Source organism: Mycobacterium sp. 1164966.3 (assembly GCF_001665395.1).
Classification (GTDB): domain Bacteria; phylum Actinomycetota; class Actinomycetes; order Mycobacteriales; family Mycobacteriaceae; genus Mycobacterium.
Genome location: NZ_LZSG01000037.1, coordinates 13,948 through 31,378, shown reverse-complemented (window position 1 = coordinate 31,378; position 17,431 = coordinate 13,948). Strand labels below are relative to the sequence as shown.

The following is a 17,431-nucleotide window of genomic DNA, read 5'->3' as shown; positions in this document are numbered from 1 at the left end:
TCCCTGGTCTCGCTAACCAGCGTGCCATCGCTGTCGGTGGTGCGGTCTAGGGTGGCCGCGATGGCGCTTCATCTCCACCGTGCCGAGCGCACCGACCTGCTTGCCGACGGCCTCGGCGCGCTGCTGGCCGAGCCCCTGCCGGACCCCTTCGCCGAGGAACTGGTGCTGGTACCGGCCCGTGGCGTGGAACGCTGGCTCAGCCAGCGGCTTTCGCACCTACTTGGCTGCCGCCCCGGCGGCGGCGACGGTGTCTGTGCCGCCATCGCGTTTCGCAATCCAGGCTCGCTGGTTGCCGAAATCACCAGCTCCGTCGACGACGATCCCTGGTCACCGGAGGCGATGACGTGGCCGCTGCTGGAGGTGATCGACACCAGCCTCGACGAGCCGTGGTGCCACACACTGGCAAAACACTTGGGCCACTTCGACACTGACGCCGCCAAGGCGGAGCTGCGGCGCGGTCGTCGCTATGCGGTCGGCCGCCGGCTAGCCGGGCTGTTCGCCTCCTACGCCCGACAGCGACCGCAGCTTCTCGTCGACTGGCTCGACGGCAGCGCGGGCAACCTCGATGCCGACCTGGCCTGGCAGCCCGCGCTGTGGCGCGCCCTGGTTGCGGCCGTGCCCGCCGACCCGCCGCACATCCGGCATCGGAAGGCCGTCGCGCGGCTGCGCGAAGGACCGATCGACCTGCCTACGCGGCTCTCGCTGTTCGGGCATACCCGCATGGCATGCACCGACATCGAACTGCTCGGCGCGTTGGCCACCCACCACGACCTGCACCTGTGGCTGCCGCATCCCAGCGACGAGCTGTGGCAGGCACTCGGCTGCCTCCACGACGCGGTGCCCCGCCACGCGGACACCAGCCGAGCCGCGGCACGCCATCCACTGCTGGAAACGCTGGGCCGCGACCTGCGCGAGCTGCAGCGAGCGCTACCAGCCGGTGCGGCGACCGACGAATACTTGCATCTGTCGAGCGGCAAACCACGACCCGACACATTGCTGGGCTGGCTGCAGGCCGACATCGCCGCCAACGCGGTCCGCCCCGATGGACGCCTGCTCGCCGTCGGCGACCGGTCCGTGCAGGTACACAGCTGCCACGGCCCGGCGCGGCAGATCGACGTGCTCCGCGAGGTGCTGCTCGGCCTGCTGCAAGATGACCCGACGCTGGAGCCGCGCGACATCGTCGTGATGTGCCCCGACATCGAAACCTATGCACCGCTGGTAATCGCCGGATTCGGCCTGGGTGAGATGGCCGGGGACGGCCATCCAGCGCATCGGCTCCGCGTGCGGCTCGCTGACCGGGCGCTGACGCAAACCAATCCCCTGCTCGGAGTGGCGGCCGAGCTGCTCGCCATCGCCGACAGCCGGGCCACCGCCAGTCAGGTGCTCAACCTTGCGCAGGCCGCGCCGGTGCGGGCCCGGTTCGGGTTTACCGACGACGACCTCGGCGCGATCACGGAATGGGTCCGCGAGGCAAACGTCCGGTGGGGATTCGATCCGGAACACCGCCGGCCATATGGCCTGGACAATGTCGTGCACAACACCTGGCGGTTCGGGCTCGACCGCATCCTGACCGGGGTGGCGATGTCCGACGACTCGCAAGCTTGGCTCGGCACGGCGCTGCCACTGGACGACGTCGGCAGCAATCGCGTCGAGCTAGCCGGCCGGCTCGCCGAATACGTCGAGCGCCTGCAAAGCGTAATCGAAACCCTAAGCGGCACAAAATCATTGGTTGACTGGCTGGACTCGTTGTCAACCGGAACCGGCCTGCTCACACATTCGGACGACGCCTGGCAACACGCGCAGCTGCAACGCGAGTTCGCCGACGTGGTCGCGCAGGCCGGCTCCCGGGCAGCGACAACACTGCGGCTACCCGACATACGTGCCCTGCTGTCCACGCAGTTGGCCGGACGTCCGACCCGGGCCAACTTCCGCACCGGCACGTTGACCGTGTGCACCATGGTGCCGATGCGCTCGGTGCCGCACCGGGTGGTCTGCCTGGTCGGGCTCGACGACGGCGTATTCCCGCGGCTCGACATCCCAGATGGCGACGACGCGCTGGCCCGCGAACCGATGACCGGTGAGCGTGACATCCGTTCGGAGGACCGCCAGTTGCTGCTCGACGCGGTGTGCTCGGCCACCGAGACGCTCGTGATCACCTATACGGGCAACGACGAGCACACCGGGCACCCGCGACCGTCCGCCGTCCCGCTCGTTGAAGTGCTCGATGCGCTGGACCGGACGACGGAAACGCCGGTGCGCCAGCACATCCTGACCCACCATCCGCTGCAGCCCTTCGACCGCAAGAACGTCACTCCGGGTGCGCTGACACCCGACAAGGCCTTCACCTTCGACCCGGCGGCGCTGGCCGCCGCCCAGGCGGCCAGCGGAACTCGCTGTGCGCCAAAAGCTTTCCTGACCGAGCCGCTGCCCCTCGGGCCGGTCCTGAACGTGGAGTTGGCCGACCTGCTCGCCTTCTTCAAAGATCCGGTCAAAGGGTTTTTCCGCGCACTCGACTGCACGTTGCCGTGGGATGTCGACGGGATCGAGGATGCAATGCCCGTCGACATCGACCCGCTACAGGCTTGGGTGGTCGGCGACCGGATGCTGCATGACATGTTGCGAGGCAGGGACCGCAAGTTCGCGATCAACGCCGAATGGCGCCGCGGTACCCTGCCGCCGCTACGGTTGGGCTGGCGCAAGGTCGACACGATCAGCCAAACAGCCGCTCAGCTGGCCGGCATCGCGCAAAGCCATCAGCGGGTGCAGGCGCGCGCTCATGACATCGCTGTCGACCTCGGGGACGGCCGCGCTGTCACCGGCACCGTCAACCGAGTCTTCGAGAACCGCATCGTCGAGGTCAGCTATTCCAGGCTGTCCGCCAAACACAAACTGCAGGCGTGGATCTCGCTGGTGGCGCTGGCCGCCGGTCACCCGGACAGCGACTGGACCGCCATCTGCGTCGCGCGTGGCAGCAAGGACACCATCGAGGTCTGTGCGCTCGGCTCGCCGCCAGATCCGGTGGCCGTATTGCGGGATCTGGCAGCGATTTTCGACGCGGGCCGACGCGAGCCGCTGGCGTTGCCGCTCAAGACGTCCTACGCGTGGGCGGAACGCCGCCACCGCCAACGGGATCCGGTGAAGTACGCCCGCGGCGAGTGGGAGTCCAACGATTTTCACGACGGGGAGGACGGCGAGCCCGCGCACGTGCGGGTCTGGGGATTCAAAGCTCCGTTCGACGTGTTGCTCGGGCCTCCGGTGCCCGGTCTGGAAATGCCCGGTGAGGACACCCGGTTGGGCGCGCTCGCCACCCGGTTGTGGCTACCGCTGCTGGCTGCCGAAAGGAAGCCCTGATGGACCCGTTCGACTTGGTGGGCCCGTTGCCGAAGCCGGGCTCCACCACTGTGCTGGAAGCCAGCGCCGGCACCGGCAAGACGTTCGCGCTGGCCGGGCTGGTCACCCGCTATCTCGCCGAGACCGGCGCGACGCTCGACGAGATGCTGCTGATCACGTTCAACCGTGCCGCCAGCCGGGAGTTGCGGGAGCGGGTGCGCGATCAGATCTTTCGTGCGCTGGCCGGGTTGGAGGGCCGCATCCCACCGGAAGACTGCCTAGTCGAGCACCTCATGCGTGGCACCGAAAGCGAGCGTGAGGAAAGGCGGACGCGTCTGCGCGACGCGCTGGCGAACTTCGACGCGGCCACCATCGCGACCACCCACGAATTCTGCGGGTCGGTGCTGAAATCGCTTGGCGTTGCCGGGGATAGCGCTGCCGACGTCACGCTTCAGGAGAGCCTCGATGATCTGGTCACCGAAATCGTCGACGACCTCTACCTCGCCCGGTTCGGGGGCGGCGAGAACGAGCCGGTGCTCACCTACAGAGAGGCGCTGACGCTCGCCCGCGAGGTCGTCGACGACCCGTGTGCGCAGCTGCGACCGCTTGATCCCGAACCGGCGAGCGCCCCGGCTGCCCGACTGCGGTTCTCCGCCGCCGCGTGCAGCGAACTCGAACGCCGCAAGCGACGGCTGGGAGTTGTCGGCTTCAACGATTTGTTGACCGGGCTCGCCAAAGCTCTTGCGGCAGAAGACTCACCGGCACGCGAGCGGATGCGCGGGCGCTGGCGCATCGTGCTGGTCGACGAGTTCCAGGACACCGATCCGATCCAATGGCGGGTGCTGGAATGCGCGTTCGCAGGACACTCCACCCTGATTCTGATCGGTGACCCGAAGCAAGCCATCTACGGTTTCCGCGGCGGTGACATCCACACCTATCTGGAGGCCGCGCGCACCGCCGGAGCCCGGTACACGCTGGGCGTTAACTGGCGCAGCGACCGCGCACTGGTGGACAGCTTGCAGACCGTCCTGCGCGGCGCGGCACTGGGCCATCCGGACATCGTCGTACACGAAATCCATGCTCGCCACGACGGGCACCGCCTAACCGGCGCTCCGCACGACGCGCCGTTCCGGCTGCGGGTCGTCAAACGGCTCGCTCTGGGCTATGACGAATTCGACAACATTCCGATCGACGTTCTGCGGCGGCATATTCCGGCGGACCTGGCGGCCGACATCGGATCGCTGCTCGCCTCCGGCGCCACCTACAACGATCGGCCGGTCGGGGCCGGGGACATCGCGGTGATCGTCGAGCAGCACAAGGACGCACGCGCTTGCCGCGACGCCCTCGCCGCGGCCGGTATTCCGGCGATCTACACCGGCGACACCGATGTGTTCGAATCGCACGCCGCCAAAGACTGGCTGTGCCTGCTGGAAGCCTTCGATGCCCCGCACCGCAGCGGGCTGGTTCGCGCCGCGGCGTGCACCATGTTCTTCGGGGAAACCGCGGAAACCCTTGCCATTGAAGGCGATAAGCTCACCGACCGGGTCGCCGCCGCCCTGCGGGAGTGGGCCTCGCATGCCCGGCAGCGCGGCATGGCCGCGGTGTTCGAAGCCGCGCAGCTGCACGGGATGGGCCGACGGGTACTCGCGCAACACGGCGGCGAGCGACACATGACCGACCTGGCCCACATCGCGCAGCTGCTGCACGAGATCGCGCATCGAGAGCACTACGGGCTGCCGGCGCTGCGGGACTGGCTGCGGCGGCAGTGCGCCGACCGCACCGGCGAGTCCGAACGAAATCGCCGTCTGGACAGCGATGCGGCCGCGGTGCAGATCATGACGGTCTTCGTGGCCAAGGGACTGCAGTTCCCGATCGTCTATCTGCCGTTCGCGTTCAACCGATATGTCCGCAAGAGCGACATTCTGCTGTATCACGAAGAGAACGGAACGCGCTGTCTACACATCGGCGGTAAGGGCAGTCCCGATCGTCGCCAAGTCGAAGAACTGCACCGAACCGAGGAGGCGCGCAACAACATCCGGCTCACCTACGTCGCGCTGACCCGGGCGCAGTCACAGGTGGTGGCATGGTGGGCGCCGTCGCGGGACGAACGCAACGGCGGCTTGTCCAGGCTGTTGCGCGGTCGCAGCGTGGATGAGGCGCAGGTGCCGGGCAAGTGCGACTCCGCCATCACCGACGAAGACGCGTGGACCTTGTTCAGCCGATGGCACGAGGCCGGCGGACCCTCGGTGGAGGAATCGACGATAGCGACGCCCGCGGCCAAGCCCGCCGCGCGGCCGGATTCCCATTTCGAAGTGCGGCACTTTCATCGGGCAATAGACATCAGCTGGCGGCGCACCTCCTATTCGGCGTTGATTCGTGGGAGCGAATCCGCCGCCCTTCTCGGCACCCAGAGCGAACCGGAGGGTGACGTGCGCGACGACGAGGTGGACGATGTCGTAGTCACCGCGCTCGGCAACGGCAACGACTTCGACGACTTGGCTTCGCCGCTGACCGGGATGCCGGCCGGTGCGGCATTCGGGTCGCTGGTGCACGCGGTGCTCGAGGCCACGGATCCGAGTGCGCCCGACTTGGCGGCCGCGCTGACAGAGCAGGTTCGTCGGCAGCTGGCGTGGTGGCCCGTCGGCGTCGGTGCCGCCGAGCTGGCTTCCGCGCTGGTGCCCATGAACGACACGCCGCTGGGACCGTTGGGCGGCGGGTTGACGCTACGCGAGATCGGGCTGCGGGATCGTTTGCGCGAGTTGGAGTTCGAGATTCCGTTGGCCGGCGGCGATGCGCGCGGCGCCGCACCTGACATCGCGCTGTCGGATGTCGGCGAGCTGCTGCGGGTGCATCTGCCCGCCGATGATCCGCTGGCGTCGTACGCCGATCGATTGGCCTCGGGCGGGTTGGGTGGTCAATCGCTGCGCGGATATCTCACCGGCTCGATCGACGCGGTGCTGCGGCTGCCCGGCCAGCGCTACCTGGTGGTCGACTACAAGACAAACCACCTCGGCGACACCGCTGCCGATTACAGCCGCGAACGGTTGGCAGAGGCCATGCTGCATTCGGATTATCCGTTGCAGGCGTTGCTGTATACCGTTGTGCTGCACCGGTTTCTGCGATGGCGGGTGCCTGGCGATGACGCGGCGCGGCACGTGGGCGGGGTGTTGTACTTGTTCGTGCGGGGCATGTGCGGCGCGGATACGCCAGTGGTCGACGGGCATCCGTGCGGGGTGTTCAGCTGGCAACCGCCGGCCGGATTGGTGGTGGAGCTCTCCGATCGGCTGGACGAGGGCAGGCGGGCGGCATGACGCTCACGGATGTCGAGGTCGCTGTCGGCGCCACCGGCGTACTGCGTGCCTTCAACGAAGCCGGTGTGCTCGACGTGGCCGATGTGCGTGTTGCGCAACGGCTCTGCTCGTTGGGTCAGGAGACCGACGAACGGGTGGCGCTGGCGGTGGCGCTGGCCGTGCGGGCGCTGCGGGGCGGCTCGGTGTGCGTCGACCTGTCAACGTTCGCCGGTGTGGTGGGCTCAACCTTGGACGCCGACCTACCCTGGCCCGATCCGGCCGAGTGGCTATCCGCAGTGCGCTCGAGCACACTATTGGCCGACCCACCGCTGCTCCACCTCTACGACGACCGCCTGCTCTACCTTGACCGCTACTGGCGCGAGGAAAAGCAGGTGTGTGACGACCTCCTGGCGCTGCTGGCCTCCACGTCACCCGTCAAAGTGTCCGATTGCGAGCGACTTTTCCCAGCGGACTACCAGGAGCAGCGGGAGGCGGCGAAAATCGCGCTGTCGCAAGCGGTCACGGTCCTTACCGGCGGGCCCGGCACCGGTAAGACCACCACGGTCGCGAGACTGCTGGCGCTGGTGGCCGAGCAGGCCGAGCTCGCTGGCGCGGGGCAGCCGCGGATCGCGTTGGCAGCGCCGACGGGCAAGGCCGCGGCACGGCTGGCCGAAACGGTGCAGCACCAGGTGGCCAGGATGGATGCGTCCGATCGCGCGCGGCTGGTAGAGCTGCGGGCGACGACGCTGCATCGGCTGCTGGGTCGCAGACCCGATTCGTCGTCGCGCTTTCGGCATGATCGTGCTAATCGGCTGCCGCACGACGTGATTGTGGTCGACGAAACCTCGATGGTGTCCCTGACTTTGATGGCTCGGTTGCTGGAGGCGATACGTCCAGATGCGCGGCTGATCCTGGTCGGGGATGCCGATCAGCTCGCGTCGGTAGAAGCCGGTGCGGTGCTCGCGGACTTGGTGGACGGCCTGTCAGCCCGCGATGACGTGCATGTCGCGGAGCTGCGGACGTCGCACCGATTCGGGCGCTCGATCGGGTTGCTCGCGGAGGCGATCCGCACCGGCGACGCGGACACTGCGATGGCGTTGCTGCGGTCGGGCGACGAACACATCGAGTTCATCGAGGACGAGGACCCGACTGATCGGTTGCGGTCGATCCTGTTGCCGCACGCGCTTCGGCTGCGGGAGGCGGCGATGCTGGGCGCGGCCGATGCCGCGCTCGCGGCGCTGGACGAGCAGAGGCTGCTGTGCGCCCACCGGCATGGGCCTCTCGGCGTTCGGCACTGGAATCGGCAAGTGGAGAAGTGGCTTTCGGAGGATACGGGACTGCCGCCATGGTCCGAGTGGTACGCCGGGCGCCCGCTGCTGGTGACCGCGAACGACTATGGGTTGCGGGTCTACAACGGTGACACCGGTGTGACAGTGGAAGGTCCCGATGGTCTGCGCGCTGCCGTCGCCGGTGCCACGGGACCGCTGGACTTCGCAACCAGCCGGTTGAGCGACGTCGAGACCATGCACGCGATGACGATCCACAAGTCCCAGGGCAGCCAAGCGGACGAAGTGACGGTGCTGTTGCCGTCCGAGGACTCGCGGTTGCTGACGCGAGAGTTGTTCTACACCGCGGTGACTCGCGCGAAGGGCAAGGTACGCGTCGTGGGGTCTGACGCGTCCGTGCGGGCTGCGATCGGCCGCCGCGCGGCGCGAGCCAGCGGTCTCGCGCAACGCCTGCGTGCCGGCGCGAGCCCGTGACTAGTCCGGCGGCTGCCGTCACACCTGCCACTTTGGTACCAAAATGCAGGCCATGCCATGTCTCGCAAATTGATAGCACCGGCGCTATCGACCTGCCGAATGTCTTGACAGGCAGCCTGGGGCCTGATAATTGGCTGGCGTTGTCTCCTCCGGAGGTCCGACACTTCTGCCCGTGCGGAAGAATCGCGGTCGATATGGTTGACGACGCCCCCGCACCCACGTGCCGACGACGCCACGTCGTGCAGCTCAGCGTGTTTATCGGCTTCCTGCTCGGAATGTTCTACCTGGTAGCCGTCGCCCGAATCATTGACGTCGAGGCGGTGCGTCGCGTGGTTCAGGCGACGGGCCCGGCGGCGCCATTGACCTACGTGGTGGCATCGGCCCTCTTGGGCGCGGTGTTCGTACCGGGCTCGATCCTGGCCGCCGGCAGCGGGTTGCTGTTCGGTCCTGTGGTCGGGATCTTGGTGACGCTGAGTGCGGCGGTGGGTACCGCTATCGTCGCGAGCTGCATCGGGCGCCGGGCCGGCCGGGACAGCGCGCGGGCACTACTGGGCACGCAGCGCGCGGACCGCATCGACGCGCTGGTGGAACGACATGGATTGTGGGCGGTCGTCGGCCAGCGGTTCATCCCCGGCATATCCGATGCACTTGCTTCGTATGCCTTCGGGGCTTTCGGAGTTCCGTTGTGGCAGATGGCCGTCGGCTCATTCATTGGCTCGGCGCCGCGTGCATTCGTCTACACCGCGCTGGGCGCCTCGATCCGGAACAGGTCGGCGCCGCTGGCATACGCAGCGATCGCGGTGTGGTGCGTGACCGCCATCGTCGGTGCGTTCGCGGCACGGCGTGGATATCGAAAATGGCGACGGCGGGCGGCTGGTTCGCCACCCGTCCCGCCAGCGGCATAGGGTGGTTTTCCGTGGCGAAATCGTTCGACGCGAAGCAGATCCTTGCGAGAGTTCTGACCGAACACGGCCCGTTGTCGGAGGACGACCTCTCGCAACGATTGAGCGACAGCGGCGTGGCCGATCCGGACGAGATATTGCGCGCGGTTCGTATCGAAATCGAGTTTCCTGCAAGGCAATTGGTTGACGATCGCTGGATCTGGTTGCCCGCGCAGGTAGCCGGTCGGGTGTTCACCCACCGGCTCGGCGCAGACGAGGTGGCCCACGACCTACTGCGGGTGACTCCGGATCTCGCCCCGATCACCACGCTGTGCGAGTACGAGCAGTATCAGCGGTTCACCGACGGGTCACCGGCGCAGGTCGCCATGGCCGATTACGACGATGAGTTGCTCGAGCAGCGCGGCATCTCCGACGAGGTGGCAGGACATGGCGCCCTGCTGTTGGCACCGGGCACGCTGCAGGGGTTGGGCGTCGCCGAGGGGGACCTGGTCGGGGTGCGGCTGAGCGATGACGCGCTGGTGGTCGAGCGGGTGACAGCGGTCGGGCAGGGCGCTGCGGGGGCACGGCTTGCCGCGACACTCGGCCCCGACGAGCCGGTGTACTTCGATTCTGCGGTATGGACGGCGTGTGTCGAGGATCCAACGTTGTTCACCGAGCCGCTATTGCCGCTATGCGAAATCGCCGACGACTTCGGTCTTGCACATCGCGACGAGTGGCTTGCGCCATCCGGATTCGATTTCGCCTCTTGGGAATTCGAGCGCGGAGCCAAAAGGCTGGCAAAGCGACACGACCTCGACGAAGACGATGCAGCCATCCTGTACACGCTGGTTCAGGTGTACGAGCAGGTGGCGCAGATAGTGGAAGCCGTCGGCGCGGACCATGTGGTACCAGATGCGGTGCCCACGGCCCCCGACGACGCAGCGGGGCGACACGACGCGGGTGCTGATCCGGTCGCCGAAATCGCGGCCGCCCTTGCCGATCCGCTACTGGCCGGACTCCTGGTGGACGAAACAATAGGTGCGGGACGCGGCCAGCCGGCCGCGCTCGGCGTCTTCGCCGAAGTTCTGGAGCCCAAAGTGGCCCGCCCGGCGCGAGTGGCGTATCGATGGCTGCGTGCGGTGGCGCTGGAGTGGATGGGCGACATTGACGCGGCCGAACGCGAGCTACTGGCGGCCGAGTCAATGGATCCTGAGTGGCCGCTGCCGTTGCTGGACCTGGCCAGGTTTGCCTCCGATCGCGGCGACGTCGAGCACGGGTTGGCACTACTGCGTCGCGCCGAAGCCTCGCCAGACGATCCACTGGTGGAACTACTGGAGCGGTACCGGACCGAGCCTCGTCGCGACCTCGGCCGAAATGATCCGTGCTGGTGCGGATCTGGCCGCAAATACAAGAAATGCCATCTGGGCCGCGAGCAGTTGCCGCTGTCCGAGCGGGCGGGTTGGCTGTACGCGAAAGCCTGCCAGCACACCCTGATGACCGGATGGGACGAGCTGCTGGCCGAGGTGGGCTACGAACGCTGCCGCCATCCCCTTCAAGCTCCTGACGATCTGACTGCAGCGATGAGTGATCCACTGGTGCTGGACGCAGTGCTGTTCGAGGGCGGCGCATTTGAGGAATTTCTGGAGATCCGAGGAAAGCTGCTACCCGACGACGAGCGGCTGCTTGCGCAGCAGTGGCTACTCGTGGAGCGGTCGGTCTTCGAGGTCGAACAGGTGCTTCGCGGACAGTCCGTCAGCGTGCGCGACGTGCGCACTGGCGACACACACGAGGTGCGTGAGGCGACGGCCAGCCGCCAGCTGAAACCGGGACAGCTGGTGTGTGGACGGGTGGTGCCGGCCGGAGACAGCATGCAGTTCTTCGGCGGCCTGGAACCGGTTGCGCTGCATGAGCGCGACGCACTGATCGACCTGCTCGACGCGGGCCCCGATCCGGTGTCGTTGGTGGCGCAGCTGAGCCGCCGGTTTGCACCGCCGACCCTGACCAACACCGAGGGCGACCCATTGGCGATCTGCGAGGCGATCGTGGAGGTCACCGATGCCGCCGAAATGGAGACCTTGCTCGACGACACCTACGATCGGGCCGGCGACGAGCCGCATTGGTTCGAGCACGTCATCACCGATGGCATGTCGCGGATTCGGGCCACCCTTGTCTTCGAGGGCGAAGCGCTGCGGGTGCAAACCAACAGCGAGAAGCGCATGGATCGGGTGCTGGCCACGCTGGCGCGCCTGGATCCCGACATGAGCGTGCTCGACGACTCTCGCCGCCCAGTGCGCGACGTCCACGAAGCCGCGGAGATGGCCGGGCAGATCTCAATGGCCGACGAGGACACGCTCGATCCGGACGATCCCGAAATATCCACCGTCGTAGAGGAATTCATCCGCGACTATGAGACGAAGTGGCTCGATTTGCCCATCCCGGCGCTCAACGGCCATACCCCGCGACAGGCCGCCGACGATCCCACCCGGCGCGGCGACCTGATCAAGCTCCTCGACAGCTTCCCGGCCGATGCGGCTGGGCGCGGCGGCATGGACGTGGGCCGGCTGCGGGCCGCGTTGGGCCTATAGGGTCGTTGCACAACGGTCGTGGCGCTGAATGTGTCGTCATCCCGTTGAGCGGCGCATCATGGAAGGGTGCGGATCGGAGTCGGTATTTCCACCGCGGCCAATGCAAAGCAGGCCGCGGCCGAGGCCGCCGCGCACGCGCGCGACGAGCTCGCGGGTGAGGCGCCGTCACTGGCCGTGTTACTCGGCTCGCGAGCGCATACCGACGCGGCTGCCGACGTCCTGGACACGGTGCAAGAAACCGTGGAGCCGCCCGCGCTGATCGGTTGCGTTGCGCAAGGAGTCGTCGCCGGCCGCCACGAGATCGAAGACAAGCCTGCGGTCGCCGTGTGGTTGGCCTCCGGATTGTCCACCGAGACGTTCCAATTGGACTTCGTCCGCACCGGCTCGGGCGGGCTGCTCACCGGCTACCGGTTCGACCGGACCGCGCAGGATCTGCACCTGCTGCTGCCCGACCCGTATACGTTCCCGTCGAGCCTGCTCATCGAGCATCTCAACGCCGACCTTCCGGGAACGACCGTCGTGGGCGGCGTAGTGAGCGGTGGGCGGGGACCTGGTGATACCCGGCTGTTCCGTGACCAGGACGTGGTGACGTCCGGCCTCGTCGGCGTGCGCCTGCCCGGCATGCGCGGCATCCCGATCGTGTCGCAGGGCTGCCGCCCGATCGGCAATCCTTACATCGTCACTGCCGCAGACGGCGCGGTGATCACCGAGCTGGGCGGCAGGCCACCACTGCACCGGTTGCGTGAAATCGTTGAGGGGCTGGGCCGCGAAGAACAGGAACTGGTCAGCCGCGGGCTGCACGTCGGGATCGTTGTCGACGAGCACTTGGCGGCTCCGGGGCAAGGGGACTTCTTGATCCGCGGGCTGCTTGGCGCCGACCCGTCGACCGGGGCGATCGAGATCGGCGAGGTTGTCGAAGTCGGCGCGACCCTGCAGTTCCAGGTGCGTGACGCGGTAGGCGCCGACAAAGACCTGCGCCTGGCCGTCGAGCGGGCGGGAGCCTCGATGCCCGGCCGTCCCGCCGGCGCGCTGTTGTTCACCTGTAATGGGCGTGGCCGTCGGATGTTCGGAGTGGCCGATCACGACGCCTCCACGATCGAAGATCTACTCGGCGGGATTCCACTCGCCGGTTTCTTCGCCGCCGGTGAGATCGGTCCGATCGCGGGCCGCAACGCGTTGCACGGATTTACCGCGTCGATGGCGCTGTTCACCGAGTGAGTTCAAAGCCATTGAGGTACCTTCCTACCGACATGCTGGTACCGGTGTACCGTCATCGAGTCACGTCGAGCGTTCCATTTCTCACCGGCGGGCGTCGGCGCCGCCGTCGTAGCGACCGTTCAGCAGGGCTGACACTGAACTCGATTGCCACAGGCGGCCTTTCGGGGTGCGTTGTCCCGCCGAGTTGAGAACCCGAGCGGTGGCAACTTGCGTGACGCCGCAGCCGTGCACGAGCCAACGAACGTAGCGCTTCAGCACCGGCTGGCGATGCGCCCACGCTGCCGTCGGAGCTGGAAGCGTCGGCGGTGAAGCGCTATCGGCGCGAGCGGCATCGGCACCGCCACCCACAGCCACGCGGCGGGCTGCGGATCTGACGAGCGCAGTGGTGCTACTAGCGGCCAGGGCCAATTCGATTTCACGGCTGAGGCTTTCGATTCCCGCGATAGCCAAAGCCGCATTGTCCAGCTCGTCGACAGCCTGGACTTCCCGTCGCAGTGCGAAATCGATCTCGCTGAACCCGCCGCTGGTGGGGCACGGCTCGATTTCCCGACCGAACAGGAAAGTGAGGCCGTGGCGCTGCAACACCAAACTCAGTCGCCGCCAGTGTTGCTCACGCCCAAAATCCGGACCCGGGAAGGGAACCCAGATGTGCATGCGGTACGCGATTGCGCGGCCCAGCGCCGAGACCACCGCCTCAACCTCGGTCAGGTCGTCGTGAGCTGCCGGCTCGCCCGGTGCAAACGAGAAGGCTTCGGCGATGGTGCATCCCTGATGCGCCGCATAGTCGGACAAGTCATCGCGGTGTCCCACCACCGTGTCGTGGTCACCAAGCAGAATGATCTGAGATTTCTCCGAAGAGCCGGAGAAATGCGCCATTGATACCTCCCGATGTCTGAGCCTCCGCCGTGGTGGCGCTCTTACCGGCACGGTCGGTGCCGGTCACGTCGTCATCCGAGCCACCCACGAGCGTGGGGTTGGCGCGCCGTCCAGTCGGAGCTTGGCGACGGCGTCTCATGAAGCTGACCCAACCGTAGCGCCGGCCACCGACAAGTTTGTGAGCTCAGGCGGCGGCACGCCACGAGGTCCACGAATTGATGTAGGCCAGCCAGTGCACCTATCGTTTTTCGGTTAAGTTATCCCAGGCCCTTTTGCTGGCGCCACTCCGAAGTGTGTATCCAAGCGCTTCTCGTCGGCGGCTTGGAAGTCTAAGTGCGGTAGTCAGAGTCTTCTTGTCATACTCGGTCAACGGAGTCGCTCCCAGTAAACGGCTCACCCTCGAAGCAATTGCTCCTCTGAAGACGCATTACTGTTCGCTACTTCGGTAAAGTAACTGTTTGAGTTCAGCGATCTGTAACGCTAGGACGCTGAAGTTCGATCAGTCGGGCTTTGAGGAAACTTAGTCGTCTGCGCCGAAGGTTGGCAACGATCGTACGGGATAACAACAGTGCGCATTCTGAACTGGAACATTGGCCACGGCGGCGGATCGCGAATCTCAGCGATCTGCCGCCACGTCGAAGATGTCAACCCAGACTTGTTGGCACTCACTGAGTTCCGTACTCGAAATGAACCATCGCTACGCGCCGAGCTGAAACGGCTTGGCTACCAATTCATCGCGACATCGAACCCGGAGACTAGTCGGAATGGCGTTCTCGTCGCTAGCAAGTGGCCATTTGAAGACGCTACCGAGCGGGTAACGCCTGATGTCGATCGTGAACGATGGCTTGCTGTTCGTCTCAACGAGTTAGACCTAGACCGACTACTCGTACACATCCCGGGCACTCAGGACCATAGATTTTCGAATGACCGCGCCATTTCCGGTGCCAGGCGCAAGCAGTTGCTGTGGGAACGCGCCATCAAGTATGCCGTCGACCACAGGGGGTGTCGGGCAATCATCCTCGGCGACTTCAACACTGGGTTACGGATCGATGCAGAGGGCGAAATGTTCGCGATGTCGCACTACATGACACAGCTCGCTGACATCGGGTTTGTTGACACGTGGCGCCATCTTCACACGCACGTCCGAGATTACACCTGGTACTCGAAACGGAAAGACCAAACCACCGGGAAGTCCGTCGATTTCAACGGATTTCGGGTGGATTACATCTTTGTCTCCCCGCAACTGCAGCACGCAATCGCCGATGCTGCGATACTGCACGAGCCACGACAGAACGGAGCGTCAGACCATGCCAGCGTCGTTGCGGATATCAATATTGCAGTACCCACCAAAATAACTGGCATTGACTCGTCCACATGCGGCCAGATCGGCGACACCGTCGGCCCGGAGGGCCGGCTGGCCCGCGCTGAGATCGGCCCAAAAGGGAACGTCCGTGCACGCTTCGAACTTGCACCCGGGAGCCTCAGCGACATGACGAACGGACTCAATGGCCAAGACGCTGTCCAGCAGTTCCGACCAACATTTGTCACTGCCGAGTGGGCAGGCGGTGTCCTCAAGGAGGTCCGCATCTGGGGGCCGCGGTTGCTTCAGAACGGCTCACTCGGCAAACGTTTGCTCGACCATGTGTGGAAGCGATCTGTTGCCGTCGGCGGAGTGAACTACGACGAGCTGCCTACTTTAGTCGCCGCGCAGCTGCTGTCGTACACCACTGCGAACAGTTTCGAGGACCTACCGGAGTAACTATCACTGCGACCGCAGATTCACCTCGCGGGACTGCGCTCTGACTTCGTAATCCATACACGTCCCGATTGACAGATAACTTCGCGATAGCGAATATATCCGTATGGAGTTCGTCACGGTAACCGAGGCCGCGCGACGCCTGGGCGTGACGACGCGTCAGGTCCAGTACCTCGCGGCGCGAGGCGATCTCAGGCGCGTCGCGCATGGCTTGATCGACCGCACTTCTCTCGATCGGCATATCGCCACTCGGGAAGGTTCGCGGCATCGGGCGTGGTCGGAAAGTACCGCGTGGGCTGTGGTGGCGATCCTGTCAGACTTGCCCGCGCCATGGATCGGCCCTGCCCAGCGCTCGAGATTGAAGAGCACGCTGCGCAGGGTGAGCGGGATCGAACTGGTCAGCCGTACCCGCGCCCGCGCAGAAGTGCACCGATACCAAGGACATTCACGGGCAGCTGAACGACTCCGACACGAATTGGTCGATACCTCCCGTGCAGCCGCCGTCCTCGGTCTGGTCGAGGCCCCAGACAGAGTGGACGGTTATGTCGCTTCCGGCGAGCTAGGCAAAATTGTCGCCCGCCACGCACTCATCGAGGACGCCGAAGGTAGCTACACTTTGCGGGCTACCGCAATGGATTTGGCGACCGTAGTGGCGCTGGCCGAGCATGCACCGACCCTCGCAGCACTCGATCTCGCTGAATCTCTCGACATCAGGGAGCGCCAGACCGGCCTGAATTTCCTCGACAAGAGATTGGAGCGGCTCAATGCGTGAACGGCGCACCATCGAGGTCGTCACACCGTCAGGCGGCTGGCAAAAGCCATGGCCGAACGTTGCCGAACTCGCGGATCATCTACCGAGCGAGCGATGGACACTTGTTGGTGGGCTCATGGTCCAACTGCATGCCCTGCACCACCGCGTCAGGGCGCTCCGGGTCACTAACGATGTGGACGTCGTGCTACACGTCGAGACCTCCCGCAGCGCATCCGCAGCAGCCGCAGACCCGCTCGAGTCACTCGGATATCGTCTGATGACCCCCGTCGACCCACGGACTAAATTCGCCCACCGGTTCATCCGCGGAGATTCCCGTGTCGACCTTTTGGCCGGCGCCACGGACACGGTCGACGTGCTAGTTGCAGACCATGCCGCGCCAAACGTAGTAGAGAAACTCCGAGGCTGTCCCATGGTAAAGCTTCCTGGCGGAACTCAAGCTTTGCGTCGCACGCTCAATGCCCGCATGGAGATCATCGCAGGCCAGGCAACAACCATCAGCGTCCCGGACGAATTCGGCGCGCTGATCCTGAAAGCCGCGGCCTATCAAACCGACACCCGCGATCGAGACCGGCACCTCTACGACGCAGCAGTCTTGCTGTGCTGCATCGAAGACCCGTACGTGACACAAGAACGCTTCGCAGGATCCGACAGGAAGCGGCTGAGGTTGCTCGCGAACTGCCTTCCGGCGGATCACCCTGCGTGGCAACGAATCCCAACGGGGATCCGTAGAGAAGGCCAGTCGGCGCTGCGGTTGCTCTTAGCACCACATTGACGTGTCATCCGAGTGGCGGTGGCCGATACTTAGAGCCACCAACATCGTTGCCGATTAAATCGCGACGAACCCGAGCTCGTGGAAGACCTTGTGCACAAGGGCGCTTCGGCTGCGTCAGCCGCTAGCGCCTGACATACCAACGGGCACAACCAATTTGTCGCTCTTAGTCGGGCAAAAAGACAACCGCTTTC

General features: G+C 65.7%; 10 protein-coding genes and 1 riboswitch. Of the genes, 9 read left to right on the top strand and 1 reads right to left on the bottom strand.

All coding sequences use genetic code 11. The features are described 5' to 3' along the window. The first annotated feature begins 60 nt into the window (after positions 1-60). The 6 genes from recC to A9W99_RS12880 all read left to right on the top strand — a co-directional run bounded on the left by recC (position 61) and on the right by A9W99_RS12880 (position 13,064). Positions 61-3,351, top strand: a complete 3,291-nt coding sequence (recC, locus tag A9W99_RS12905; protein WP_067378190.1) for an exodeoxyribonuclease V subunit gamma — start codon at positions 61-63, stop codon at positions 3,349-3,351. After that, entirely contained in the window at positions 3,351-6,641 is a 3,291-nt protein-coding gene (gene recB / locus A9W99_RS12900; RefSeq protein ID WP_067377956.1) for an exodeoxyribonuclease V subunit beta, read from the top strand. The genes recC and recB overlap by 1 nt, the downstream gene beginning before the upstream one ends. Continuing rightward, positions 6,638-8,380, top strand: coding sequence for an exodeoxyribonuclease V subunit alpha (gene recD / locus A9W99_RS12895; protein WP_067377953.1), 1,743 nt, complete (start codon positions 6,638-6,640; stop codon positions 8,378-8,380). The genes recB and recD overlap by 4 nt, the downstream gene beginning before the upstream one ends. Before the next feature lie 194 nt (positions 8,381-8,574). Further along, complete coding sequence (locus A9W99_RS12890) at positions 8,575-9,285, top strand: TVP38/TMEM64 family protein (RefSeq protein WP_067377950.1); 711 nt, start codon at positions 8,575-8,577, stop codon at positions 9,283-9,285. Then, entirely contained in the window at positions 9,237-11,846 is a 2,610-nt protein-coding gene (locus A9W99_RS12885) for an SEC-C metal-binding domain-containing protein (RefSeq protein ID WP_371514955.1), read from the top strand. The genes A9W99_RS12890 and A9W99_RS12885 overlap by 49 nt, the downstream gene beginning before the upstream one ends. Before the next feature lie 66 nt (positions 11,847-11,912). After that, on the top strand, positions 11,913-13,064 hold the full coding sequence (locus tag A9W99_RS12880; protein WP_067377947.1) for an FIST N-terminal domain-containing protein: 1,152 nt from the start codon (positions 11,913-11,915) through the stop codon (positions 13,062-13,064). Between the two features lie 81 nt (positions 13,065-13,145). On the opposite strand, the gene A9W99_RS12875 is transcribed toward A9W99_RS12880, so the two are convergent. Next, the gene (locus A9W99_RS12875) at positions 13,146-13,940 is read right to left on the bottom strand and encodes a hypothetical protein (RefSeq protein ID WP_067377944.1); all 795 of its coding nucleotides are present in this window, start codon (positions 13,938-13,940) and stop codon (positions 13,146-13,148) included. Between the two features lie 32 nt (positions 13,941-13,972). Continuing rightward, positions 13,973-14,083, bottom strand: a riboswitch (SAM riboswitch). A gap of 425 nt (positions 14,084-14,508) precedes the next feature. Between A9W99_RS12875 and A9W99_RS12870 the strand changes: the two genes are divergently transcribed. The 3 genes from A9W99_RS12870 (at position 14,509) to A9W99_RS12860 (ending at position 17,240) form a co-directional block, all read left to right on the top strand. Then, a complete protein-coding gene (locus A9W99_RS12870; protein ID WP_253869804.1) occupies positions 14,509-15,699 on the top strand; it encodes an endonuclease/exonuclease/phosphatase family protein in 1,191 nt (396 codons plus the stop codon). A gap of 103 nt (positions 15,700-15,802) precedes the next feature. Beyond that, positions 15,803-16,468: a helix-turn-helix domain-containing protein gene (locus A9W99_RS12865; protein WP_067377941.1), complete on the top strand. Its 666-nt coding sequence runs from the start codon at positions 15,803-15,805 to the stop codon at positions 16,466-16,468. Beyond that, positions 16,461-17,240 (top strand): hypothetical protein, encoded by a 780-nt coding sequence (locus tag A9W99_RS12860; RefSeq protein ID WP_067377938.1) that lies wholly within the window; start codon positions 16,461-16,463, stop codon positions 17,238-17,240. The genes A9W99_RS12865 and A9W99_RS12860 overlap by 8 nt, the downstream gene beginning before the upstream one ends. The last annotated feature ends 191 nt before the right edge of the window (positions 17,241-17,431 follow it).

Excerpts from the sequence above, each read along its gene's own strand:
- recC (WP_067378190.1), top strand. The coding sequence starts at position 61 with ATGGCGCTTCATCTCCACCGTGCCGAGCGCACCGACCTGCTTGCCGAC.
- recB (WP_067377956.1), top strand. The coding sequence starts at position 3,351 with ATGGACCCGTTCGACTTGGTGGGCCCGTTGCCGAAGCCGGGCTCCACC.
- recD (WP_067377953.1), top strand. The coding sequence starts at position 6,638 with ATGACGCTCACGGATGTCGAGGTCGCTGTCGGCGCCACCGGCGTACTG.
- A9W99_RS12890 (WP_067377950.1), top strand. The coding sequence starts at position 8,575 with ATGGTTGACGACGCCCCCGCACCCACGTGCCGACGACGCCACGTCGTG.
- A9W99_RS12885 (WP_371514955.1), top strand. The coding sequence starts at position 9,237 with ATGGCGACGGCGGGCGGCTGGTTCGCCACCCGTCCCGCCAGCGGCATA.
- A9W99_RS12875 (WP_067377944.1), bottom strand. The coding sequence starts at position 13,940 with ATGGCGCATTTCTCCGGCTCTTCGGAGAAATCTCAGATCATTCTGCTT.
- A9W99_RS12865 (WP_067377941.1), top strand. The coding sequence starts at position 15,803 with ATGGAGTTCGTCACGGTAACCGAGGCCGCGCGACGCCTGGGCGTGACG.
- A9W99_RS12860 (WP_067377938.1), top strand. The coding sequence starts at position 16,461 with ATGCGTGAACGGCGCACCATCGAGGTCGTCACACCGTCAGGCGGCTGG.